Source organism: Streptomyces durbertensis, assembly GCF_014156695.1.
Taxonomy (GTDB): Bacteria; Actinomycetota; Actinomycetes; order Streptomycetales; family Streptomycetaceae; genus Streptomyces; species Streptomyces durbertensis.
This window is the reverse complement of record NZ_WMLF01000185.1, coordinates 1-10,177: the sequence shown is the minus strand read 5'-3', so window position 1 is coordinate 10,177 and position 10,177 is coordinate 1. Positions and strand designations below refer to the sequence as shown.

Annotated in this window: 10 protein-coding genes; 4 read left to right on the top strand and 6 right to left on the bottom strand. The window is 73.9% G+C overall.

All coding sequences use genetic code 11. From position 1 onward, the window contains the following. Positions 1-802: SigB/SigF/SigG family RNA polymerase sigma factor (locus GL263_RS14190; RefSeq protein WP_182856058.1), on the bottom strand; the 802-nt coding region annotated here is incomplete at its 3' end. Between the two features lie 576 nt (positions 803-1,378). Here GL263_RS14190 and GL263_RS14185 point away from each other — a divergent pair. The 3 genes from GL263_RS14185 (at position 1,379) to GL263_RS14175 (ending at position 2,636) form a co-directional block, all read left to right on the top strand. Further along, positions 1,379-1,624 carry a hypothetical protein gene (locus tag GL263_RS14185; protein WP_182856057.1) on the top strand — a complete coding sequence of 82 codons (246 nt, stop codon included), beginning with the start codon at positions 1,379-1,381 and terminating at the stop codon, positions 1,622-1,624. Beyond that, positions 1,621-2,166, top strand: a complete 546-nt coding sequence (locus tag GL263_RS14180) for a hypothetical protein (protein WP_182856056.1) — start codon at positions 1,621-1,623, stop codon at positions 2,164-2,166. Before GL263_RS14185 ends, GL263_RS14180 begins: the two co-directional genes overlap by 4 nt. A 131-nt stretch (positions 2,167-2,297) precedes the next feature. Beyond that, complete coding sequence (locus GL263_RS14175) at positions 2,298-2,636, top strand: ANTAR domain-containing protein (protein ID WP_182856055.1); 339 nt, start codon at positions 2,298-2,300, stop codon at positions 2,634-2,636. 53 nt (positions 2,637-2,689) lie between these two features. Here the strand turns inward: GL263_RS14175 and GL263_RS14170 are convergent, their stop codons facing one another. Together GL263_RS14170 and GL263_RS14165 are read right to left on the bottom strand one after the other, a co-directional pair. Then, positions 2,690-3,013, bottom strand: coding sequence for a plasmid stabilization protein (locus tag GL263_RS14170; RefSeq protein ID WP_182856054.1), 324 nt, complete (start codon positions 3,011-3,013; stop codon positions 2,690-2,692). A 168-nt stretch (positions 3,014-3,181) separates the two neighbouring features. After that, positions 3,182-4,288: an NAD-dependent epimerase/dehydratase family protein gene (locus tag GL263_RS14165; protein WP_182856053.1), complete on the bottom strand. Its 1,107-nt coding sequence runs from the start codon at positions 4,286-4,288 to the stop codon at positions 3,182-3,184. Positions 4,289-4,459: 171 nt separating this feature from the next. On the opposite strand from GL263_RS14165, the gene GL263_RS14160 reads away from it, so the two are divergent. Then, on the top strand, positions 4,460-5,821 hold the full coding sequence (locus GL263_RS14160) for a cytochrome P450 (RefSeq protein WP_182856052.1): 1,362 nt from the start codon (positions 4,460-4,462) through the stop codon (positions 5,819-5,821). Positions 5,822-5,883: 62 nt separating this feature from the next. On the opposite strand, the gene GL263_RS14155 is transcribed toward GL263_RS14160, so the two are convergent. From GL263_RS14155 to GL263_RS14145, 3 genes are all read right to left on the bottom strand, one after another. Next, complete coding sequence (locus GL263_RS14155) at positions 5,884-7,446, bottom strand: FAD-dependent oxidoreductase (protein ID WP_182856051.1); 1,563 nt, start codon at positions 7,444-7,446, stop codon at positions 5,884-5,886. 87 nt (positions 7,447-7,533) lie between these two features. After that, the gene (locus tag GL263_RS14150; protein WP_182856050.1) at positions 7,534-7,875 is read right to left on the bottom strand and encodes a DUF8129 domain-containing protein; all 342 of its coding nucleotides are present in this window, start codon (positions 7,873-7,875) and stop codon (positions 7,534-7,536) included. A gap of 64 nt (positions 7,876-7,939) precedes the next feature. Beyond that, the gene (locus GL263_RS14145; protein ID WP_182856049.1) at positions 7,940-10,072 is read right to left on the bottom strand and encodes a catalase; all 2,133 of its coding nucleotides are present in this window, start codon (positions 10,070-10,072) and stop codon (positions 7,940-7,942) included. Positions 10,073-10,177: the final 105 nt, after the last annotated feature.

The following is a 10,177-nucleotide window of genomic DNA, read 5'->3' as shown; positions in this document are numbered from 1 at the left end:
TCTCCCGGGTACTGCGCCGCACCCGCTCGCAGGTGCGGCGCAGTACCCGGGAGACGTGCATCTGCGAGATGTTCAGCCGGTCGGCGATCCGGCTCTGGGTCATGTCGCAGTAGAACCGCAGGTACAGGATGCGCTTCTCCCGCTCGGGCAGGCGCCGCAGGCACGGCTTGACCGACTCCCGGCTGATGATCCGCTGGTAGGCGGGTTCCGCGGAGCCGAGCGTGTCCAGCAGGCTGTACCCGCTCTCCGCCCCCGGCAGTTCGGCGTCGAGCGACAGCGAACTGTAGCTCTCCAGCGCGTCCAGGCCGAGCTGGGCGTCCTCCTGGCTCAGGCCGGTGTGTTCCGCCAGTTGGGCGATCGTGGGCGCGCGGCCGGTGGTCGCGGCCAGCTCCCGCACCGAGCGCCTCACCCGGTTTCGCAGCTCCTGGACCCGCCTGGGCACGTGGACGTCCCAGGTGTTGTCCCGGAAGTGCTTCTTGATCTCGCCGAGGATCATGGGCACGGCGTAGCTCTCGAACGCCTTGCCCAGGCTGGGATCAAAGCGTTCCACCGCCTTGGTCAGACCCAGTGCGGCGACCTGCTCGAGGTCTTCGGTCTCCTCACCGCGGTTGCGGTACTTGCGCGCGAGCCGCCCGGCCATGGGCAGCCACGCGCTCACCACCTCCTGTCGCAACGCGTCCCGCTCGGGGCCGTCGGGCAGGGTGGTCAGTCGCTGCAGGGCGGCCGTCGTGTCGGGGGCGTCGTGGTGGTCGTGTCGAGGCCGCCGGCTACGGGCGGCGGGGCGGGCGTCGATGGTGCTCATGGAGTCAGCTCACTCCCAGTGCGCGAACGTGTGGTCCCCACGGTCTGCGGCGTGCCGACCGCATGTCGTGGCTCGTCTGTCGCGTGCCTGCTGTCCGAAGCACCGCCGGGAGTTTCCTGTGAGTGGCACGGGCCTCACTCCGCCGCGCGGCGGAGTGAGAACCGGAACCCCGGCTTCCATTTCCACGATGGCAAATCCCGCCGCGTGCGTCACCTTCTCCACGGCGTTCGGACCTTCTTTCCGGTCAGGAGGGCAGAAGGGGTACCCCGGCGGAGTATCAGGCCCGCTCCGGCGGGGGTTCCGGGCACGACGCGGCGCGGGGGCGGCCGACGAGGTGCACCCGTCGGGCCCGCCACCGGCGTGTCGTCGTGGTGACGGATCGCATACCCCCATGGATCACTCCAAACCGGCCATCGTGGGGGTTGTTGGTTCTTGTCGCCGTCGCCGTCGCCGTCGCCGTCGCCGCGTCCGGGTGCTCGGTGGATTGGGTACGCCTGCCCACGGGCACCCGGCGGGCGAAGAACCGTCGTTCGACCCCGGGCCGCGTCCGCCGGCCCCCGGGAAGGAGGAGATCCGGTGACAGACTCCGACGTGCGAGACCATCGGCCGCGACTTTCCGTACCGTTCGGTCCGTTTTGTCGACCCCGACTCCGAGCGGTCCTCGACGTACCCACCCGGCGGCTCGCCGACCCGCTGGAGGGCCTGCGGGAGCGGGCCGGCGCGCGGCTGCGGGAACTGCGCCAGGCGGCCGGAGGCCCGACCGCCGGCGCGGTTCCCGAGGGGGACCTCGGCCGCGCCCGTGGCGATCGGGAGGAACGATGACGCACCACACCGACCCCCGCCACCCGGGGGCCGAGGACGAGCGTGAGCGCCGGGAGCCCCGCTCCAGGTCGCTGACCGTCTACCTCAACAACCACCTGATGGGAGCCACCGCCGGCGTCCGCCTGCTGGAGCGGCTGGAGCGGCAGCAGGAGGACGAAGGGGTCTCGGCGGAGCTGGCGCGGCTGGCCGAGGAGATCGACGAGGACCGCGCCACCCTGCTGCGCCTGATGCGCGAGCTCGACGTGCCCGTCCGCCGCTCCATGATCGTCGCCGGTCGGCTGGGGGAGACGCTGGGGCGCTTCAAACCCAACGGCAGGCTGATGCGGGACACCGAGGTGAGGGCCGTCCTGGAGTTCGAGGCGATGACCCTGGGCGTCCAGGGCAAGGCGTCCCTGTGGCGAGCGCTGGCGGAACTGCCGGAGGCCCACGAGGGCCGCTGGCCGGACCTCCTGCGCGAGCTGCTCGAGCGGGCCGACCGCCAGGCGGAGACGCTGGAGGCGCTGCGCCTGGCTGTGGTGCGGAAGGCGCTCACGCCCGGCTGAGATCCGCCCGGTCGAGTGCACGGGCCACCCCCATGCGCCTCACCGTCCCACCGGCGCACGCCGTTCGCGTTACGGTGGCGTAACGGTCGCGCCCGCCGGCGCGAGTGGCGACGGAACTGGGAGGAACGGGCATGCAGAGCGCCGACCGACCCGACACCGCGACGGGCGAGGCCGTGCTGGCCGAGCGGGTGGCCCAGCTGGAACAGGCCGTCGAGTCGCACGCGGTGATCGACCAGGCCGTCGGCGTGGTCATGGCGCTGGGCGGATGCGGCTGCGAGGAGGCTTTCCGCATTCTGCGGGACACCTCCCAGGACACCAACACCAAGCTGCGGCTGCTCGCCGAGGAGGTCACCGGCTGGGCCGAGCACGGCGCCATGGACCGCCGCCTTGCGCAGGCGCTCAGCACCCGGCTGCCCAGGCGTAGAGCCGGCGCCGCGGGGCTGGCGGAAGAGCCCCCGTCCCCGGACTGAGCGTCGCGCGGCGGTCGGCAGGCAGGACCGGCCCTCCTCGGGGGCGGACGGTCCTACTTGCCGACCGCGCGGCGCAGTTCGTCCTTGTTCATGTTGCTGCGGCCCTTCACGTTCTTGCGCTGCGCCTCGGCGTAGAGCTGGTCGCGGGTGGGGCCCTTGGACCCGCTGTGCGAACGCTGTCCGCCCCGGCGCGAGGCGGACATGTCGTCGGTGGAGGTCCTGCTGGCCGTACGGCTCTCGCCGGACTGGGCCCGTTCCTTGTTGACCGTGCGCGCGGCGATCTCCTTGGCGCGTTTCTTGCTCTCGCCGCGCTTCTCGGCGCTCTCCTTGATGTGCTCGTACTGGCGTTCCCTCTTGCGTGAGCTTCCGGCGGGCATCGCGGCCTCCTCGTACGGGGGGGGGTAGGGCACGGGCGAGGTGCGGGTACCCGGGCCGGAACGTCCCATTCATCCCCGCCGTCCGGCGATCGGGTACACCTTCCGTCGCGTGGTCCGACCGCCGGGCGGTCGGACCGCCGGGCGGTCCGGTCGTCGCGTGGACGAGCGTCAGGCGCGGCCGCCGACGCCGGTGGCCAGCTCCCGCAGCCGGCCGCCGCGCAGCCGCGCCGTGAGCGGGGGAGTGTCCATCCCGGCGCCCTCCCGCATGCCCCGGAGCAGTTCGGCGACGGCCTCCGGGCCGCTGAGCGTCGGCTCCCAGCCCAGCTCACTCCGCGCCCGCCCGGTCTCCAGCAGCGGGAGCCGCATCAGCGCGTCGAAGAGCGTCGGCGGGGCCGGTACCAGCCGCAGCCGCCAGGCCGCGGCGAGGGCCTGGCGTACCGGCAGCCTCGGCACGGGCACGGGCCGGGCGTCCAGCAGCCGCCCCAACTCGGGCCCGTCCAGCAGCGTGTCGGCCGCCAGGTTGAACGCGCCCCGCGCCTCGCCGGTGACGGCGCTCGCGCACGCGCGCCCGACGTCGTCGGAGTGCACCGCCTGGAACCGCAGCCCCGGAACGTCCGGCACCACCGGCACCAACGACGGCCGCACCAGCCGGTTCGGCAGCAGCGGCCCGGCAAAATGCCGCCGCTGCTCCATCGCCGACCCCCGCTTGAAGATGAAGCTCGGCCGCATCCGCACCACCCGCACGGCCGGCTGGTCCCGCTCGAAGACGTCCAGGAGTCGCTCCACGTACGCCTTCTCCCTGCTGTACGCGGCGGTCGGCCAGCCGTGCGTGGGCCAGGACTCGTCCACCCAGAACCGGTCCCGGTCGGCGGGGCGCGGCGAGTAGGCCGCCACCGAGGAGGCGCACACCACCGCCGGCACCTCGGCCGCCGCGGCGGCCCGCAGCACCCGGTCGGTGCCCAGCACGTTGGTGCGCCAGGTGACCGCCGGATCGTGGCTGGGCTGGAGCAGCCACGCCAGATGGATCACCGCGTCCGCGCCCTCCAGCACCCGGGTCAGCTCCCGTTCCGCGTCCGGCCGCCCGATGTCGACGCTCACCCAGTCGGTGCCGTCCTGCTGCCGGTCCGGTAGCCGCCGCGCGACGCCGACGACCGAGACCGGCCGGGAGGACGCCAGCAGCGCCTTCACCACACTGGTCCCGACGTTGCCGCTGGCACCCGTCACCACCACCCGAAGCCCCCCGCCGCCCCCCTGGCCACCGCGCGCTGTGGACATACGCCCGCTCCCTGTCTCGACGGCTCCCGGACCCGCCCCGGGTACCCGCCCGCCGCCCGGACAACCACACCGGACCACCTCACGGAGGAGCTCCGCCCGGTCACACCACCGCTCGTTTGGAAGGCGGCCGATCGCGGTACCCGAACCAGCTCCCGCCCTCCCGGAGGAACGATGCGTCAAGCTGGCCACCGAGAGCCGACCGAAGCACCGAACCAGAAGCCCGACGCCGCCGACCGGGCCCGCGTCCTCGGTGACGCCTTCCTGCCCGTGGTGCTCGGCGGCGCGATCACCCGACGCCGACTCGGCATGGGGCTGGCCGAGCGCGTCGGCTGGGACGCCCGGGGCGTGGCCGTCGCCGAACGCCTGCACCGGCAGCACGGCGAGGGACCGCTGACCGTGATGGAACGGCCCCGCCGGATCGCCCTTGTCCTCGACCCGGCCGACGCCCGGTACGTGCTGGAGCACACCCCGCGACCGTTCTCCCCGGCCGCCTTCGAGAAGCGGGCCGCGCTCGGCCAGTTCCAGCCGCACGGCGTGCTGATCAGCGATCCGGACGAACGGGAGTCGCGTCGCCGCAAGAACGAGGAGGTGCTGGCCACCGACCGGCCGCTGCACCCGGCCGCCGAACGGTTCGTGCGGATCGCCGGCGAGGAGGTCGCCGGCCTGGTCGCCGAGGCCAGGGCGGACGGCGTGATCGACTGGCCCCGGCTGGAAGCCGCCTGGTGGCGCACCGTCCGCAGGATCACCCTCGGCGACCTCGCCAGGGACGACACCACCATCACCCGGCAGCTCGACGCCCTGCGCGGCGCCGCCAACTGGGCCATGCTCTCCCCGCGGCGACGCCTGCTGCGCGCCGCGTTCAGGCGGCGGCTGAACGCCTACGCCGCGCGCGCCGAGGAGGGCACCCTGGTCGCGCACGCCGCCCGTCTGGACGCGGTGGGCCAGATCCCGCACTGGCTGTTCGCCTACGACGTGGCGGGAATCGTCACCGCACGCGCTCTGGCGCTGCTCGCCACCCATCCCGAGACGGCCGCCCGGGCCCGCCGGGAGGTCGCCGAGGACCCGCCGGGGAAGGGTGCGGCGTCCTGGCCGCTGCTGCGCGCCACCGTGCTGGAGTCCGTCCGGCTGTGGCCCACCACCCCCCTGGTGCTGCGGGAGAACGCGGAACCGGTCCGCATGCCCAACGGCGACAGGCTGCCGGCGAACACCCTGGTAGTGATCTACGCCCCCTACCTGCACCGTGGCGACCCCGCCGGGCCCGACCGGGACCGGTTCAACCCCGACCTGTGGCTGCGCGCCGCCGGCCCGGTGGACTCGACGGCGACCGCCGGGGCCTTCGTCCCGTTCAGCGACGGCCCGGCGGGCTGTCCGGGACAGAACCTCGTCCTGCTGACGACCAGCGCCTTCCTCGCGCAGCTGCTCGCCGTGGGGGTGCCCCGGCTGCTCTCCCACCGACTCGGCCCGGACGCCCCGCTACCGGCCACCCAGGACCACTTCTCCCTGCGGTTCGGTCCGCCGGTCCACGCCGACTGACCGGCGCCGTCCGCCACGCCACGGCTCACCGCTACCGCTGGTCGCCGGGCTAGCGCTGGTCGTCAGGGTCCCCCGCCGGGCCCCTCGAAGGGCTCGGCCGGGGCTTCCCTGGCCTCCAGCGGGCGGGTGGCCGGGCCGTGCAGGACGGAACCGTCGACCGCGAAGCGGGACCCGTGGCAGGGGCACGCCCACTCGCGCTCGGCGTCGTCGAACCGCACCAGGCAGCCCAGGTGGGTGCAGCGCGCCGACAGCAGCCGCACCCGCCCGTCCGGCTCGCGGTAGGCGGCGTGGCGTTCGCCCTCGTACTCGACCACCGCGCCCTCGCCCGGGGCGAGTTCGGCCAGCGGCGGATCGGAGTGCAGGCGGTCGCCGACGAAGTGCTTGGCGACAAAGGCCTGGTGCCCGAGGAGTTCACCGGCCTCCGAGAAGCCGGGGAGGCGGCGCGGGTCGTAGATCCGGCTCCACGGCGGGCGGGGCCGCCCGGTGAGGTAGTCGGTCAGTAGCCGGGCGGCCATCACGCCACCGCTCATGCCCCAGCCGGCGAAGCCGGTGGCCAGCAGCACGTGCCGGGTGGCCGGGTTGAGGCGGCCCACCAGCGGCAGACCGTCGGTGCTGAAGGCGTCCTGGGTCGCCCACCGGTGGCTGAGCCGCACGCCGGGGAACCGCACCCGCGCCCAGTCGGTCAGCCGGTGGAACGCGCCGGCGGCGTCCTCCTCGCCGGGGGTGAACTTCTCCCCGGTCACGACGAGCAGCCGCCGACCCGGGTCGGGGAGCGGGGCGCAGCGCATCGACCGGGTGCGGTCCTCGAAGGTGAGGTACATGCCGCCCGGCGCCCGGTCCACCGGCAGCGAACCCGCCAGCACCACCTCGCGCCGCACCGAGAGCCGGGCGAAGGCGCCGGACCTGTCGAACACCGGGTAGTGGGTGGCGACCACCACGTCGGGCGCGGTGACGGTGGCGCCGTCGGCGGTGGCCACCCGCCCCACCGCCCCGTCGTGCAGCTTCACCACCCGGCTGTTCTCGTAGATCCTCACCCCGCGCCGGGCCAGGTCCGCGGCGAGCGCCAGCAGGAAGCGGCGCGGGTGGAACTGGTACTGGTCGTCCAGTCGCAGCGCGCCGGCGACGGGGAACGGCAGGTCCACCTCGGTCACCGCGCGCACCGGCAGTCCGGCGGCGGCCGCGGCCCGCTCCTCGGCCTGCAGCCGGGGCAGCTCCCGCGCGGACTCGACGTAGCTGTAGGCGGGAACCCGCTCCCAGCCGACGTCCGCGTCCAGGGTGTCGACGACGCCCGCGAGGTGCCGCAGCGCGTCGACCTGGGAGCGGGCGTACAGTTCGGCGGTCGCCTCGTCGTGCCGCTCCGCCAGCGAGGAGTAGGTGAAGCCGTGCAGGGCGGTCACCTTGGCGCTGGTGCGGCCGCTGACCGCGCTGGCGATCCGGCCGGCCTCCACCAGCACGACGTCGGCGCCGCGGCGGGTGAGTTCCCAGGCGGTGAGCAGGCCGACGATGCCGCCCCCGACGACAACAACGTCGGCGCTGTCCTCGCGCAGCGCGGGGAAGGTGGTGGTTCCGGTGGCCGGGGCGGAGTCCGCCCAGTAGCTGCGGTGGTTCAGACTCTCGGTGGACATGTGCTCACGGGTGCCCGGTCGGCCGCCGTCCACACCGGACGGCGGCCGACCGGCCCGGTACCGGGGGCCAGAGCCCCATTCCGGGCGTCAGGGCCCCATCCGGTCGCCGCGGCCCATCTGGTGCGGGCTGCCGTGCGGCGGGCCGTGGCTGGGCTCGGGCGAGGTGTCGGGGCTCACCGGGGAGCCGGCGGGCGGCGCCTGACCGGGCGGGGGCTGTTCGGCGTCGCCGCCGGGCGAGGGCTCGGCTCCCTCGTCCAGCCGCCGCATCCGGTTCTCCAGCAGGGCGCGCACGGCCGGTCGGTCGGCGTGGTCCCGCTCGTGTGCCAGCAGCCGTTCGAGCTGCGCCCGGTCCAGCGCGCGCACCCGGTGCTCCAGATCACCGGGGGAGAGCTGGTCGAAGCCGGGCAACGGCAGATCGTCGGTGGTCATGAGCTGTCCTGCCTTTCGTGTCGACTGTCGAGAGGTGCCAGGGCTCGCAAGGGGGCGACCCGCCTCACGGCTGGCGCTGGAAGTGCCGGTGCGCGGCGACGCAGTCGGCGAACGTCCCGGCGAAGGCCGCCACGTCAGGCGAAGGGCCCGGATCCACGACCACCCCGTGCCGCTCCGGCAGCCCGGCCCCCGGCGCCGTCTCCGGCGCCCCCGGGAGGCCGGAGAGCAGGTCGACGGCCTCGCCGAGCGCGCCGACCGCCTTGCCGTGCCGCAGCGCGTCCCCCACGAACCGCGGGATCGCGCCCTGCGCCGCCGAGCGGAGCGTGCCGGGCGGCGCGCTGGGCAGCAGCACCGCGTCGTACAGCACGGAGGCCATGGTGGGCAGCGCCCGGTCCACGCCCACCGGCCGGCCGTCGGCGCCGTCCACGGTGCCGTCGTGCGGGGCCAGGGCCTCCACGACCGCACCTCGGGCTTCCAGCTCCTCCCTGAGCCTGTCCGGTTGCGCGCCGTCCACACCGTCCACCACGAGGACGGCGATCTGCCGGGTGCGGATCGAGCCGTCGCCGCGCAGGGACTCCAGGCTGAGCGCGGGGGAGACGACGGGGTCGGCGACGTCGCTGATGTCCCCGGGCGCGCGGACGCCGACGCCCTCGGCGACCTGTTCCGCCAACGACACGTTGACGCGCGCGAGTTCGGCGACGGTCCGCTCGCGCACCGCCATGGTCTCCACCTTGCCCAGCTCGAACCGGAAGGCGTCCACGATGTGTGCGCGCTCCCAGTGGCTCATGCTGGCCCAGAACATGGCGGCCTGGCTGTAGTGGTCCTGGAAGCTGTCGCTGCGCGCCCGGATCGTGTGGCCGTCGACCCGCTCGGTGTAGTGGGTGAACGCGCCGCCGCCGGGCCCGGCGAGGGCAGGGCAGCCACCGCCGAGCGAGTTCGGCGTGTAGCTCGTGCCCCGGTGGATCCGCGACTGGTGGTAGCCGTCGCGCTGGTTGTTGCGGACCGGCGCCACCGGCCGGTTCACCGGCAGCTGGCTGAAGTTGGGGCCGCCGAGCCGGATGAGCTGGGTGTCCAGGTAGGAGAAGAGCCTGGCCTGGAGCAGGGGGTCGTTGGTGAAGTCGATGCCGGGGACGACGTTGGCGGTGTGGAAGGCGACCTGCTCGGTCTCCGCGAAGAAGTTGTCCGGGTTGCGGTCGAGGACCAGCCGGCCGATCGGCCGCACCGGCACCTGCTCCTCCGGGACGAGCTTCGTCGCGTCCAGCAGGTCGAAGTCGAAAGCGAACTCTTGCGTCTCCGGGATGAGTTGCACGCCAAGCTCCCACTCGGGGAACTGACCGGACTCGATGGCCTGCCACAGGTCGCGGCGGTGGTAGTCGGGGTCCCTGCCCTGGCACTCCTGGGCCTCGTCCCACACCAGCGAGTGCGCGCCGAGCCTCGGCTTCCAGTGGAACTTCACAAACGTGCCGCGTCCGCCGGCGTCGACGAACCGAAAGGTGTGCACCCCGAAGCCCTGCATCATCCGGTAGCTGCGGGGGATCGCACGGTCGGACATCAGCCACATCATCATGTGCAGCGTCTCGGGCTGCAGCGACACGAAGTCCCACAACGTGTCGTGCGCGGAGGCGCCGGTGGGGATCTCGTTGTGCGGTTCGGGCTTCACGGCGTGCACGAAGTCGGGGAACTTGATGCCGTCCTGGATGAAGAACACCGGCATGTTGTTGCCGACCAGGTCGAAGTTGCCCTCGGAGGTGTAGAACTTCGTGGCGAAACCGCGCACGTCGCGCACGGTGTCGGCCGAGCCGCGCGGCCCCTGCACGGTGGAGAACCGCACGAAGACCGGCGTGCGCACCGAGGGGTCCTGGAGGAAGGCGGCGCGGGTGAACTCCGCGCAGGACTCGTACGGTTCGAAGAACCCGTACGCGCCCGCGCCACGGGCGTGCACCACGCGCTCCGGGATCCGCTCGTGGTCGAAGTGGGTCAGCTTCTCCCTGAAGTGGAAGTCCTCCATGAGGGTGGGTCCGCGCTCGCCGGCGCTCAGCGAGTCGTCGGTGTGGTCGACGACCACACCCTGGTCCGTGGTCAGCGGGCCTTCCCTCGGGTCGTCCGCCCGGTGCCCGTCGAGTTGGGCGTGCTTGCGGTCGGCGGGTGAGGCCGCCCGGGCGGCCGCGTCGGGCGAGGTGTGGGGGGAGTCGGGCATCTGGCATCCTCCTGGACGTCCTGCGGACGACTTCGACGGGAGCGGCCCGGGGGCGCCGGGCCGGTCAGCGGGTGGGCCTCGGGGGTGCCCGGGGCCGGGCCGGGC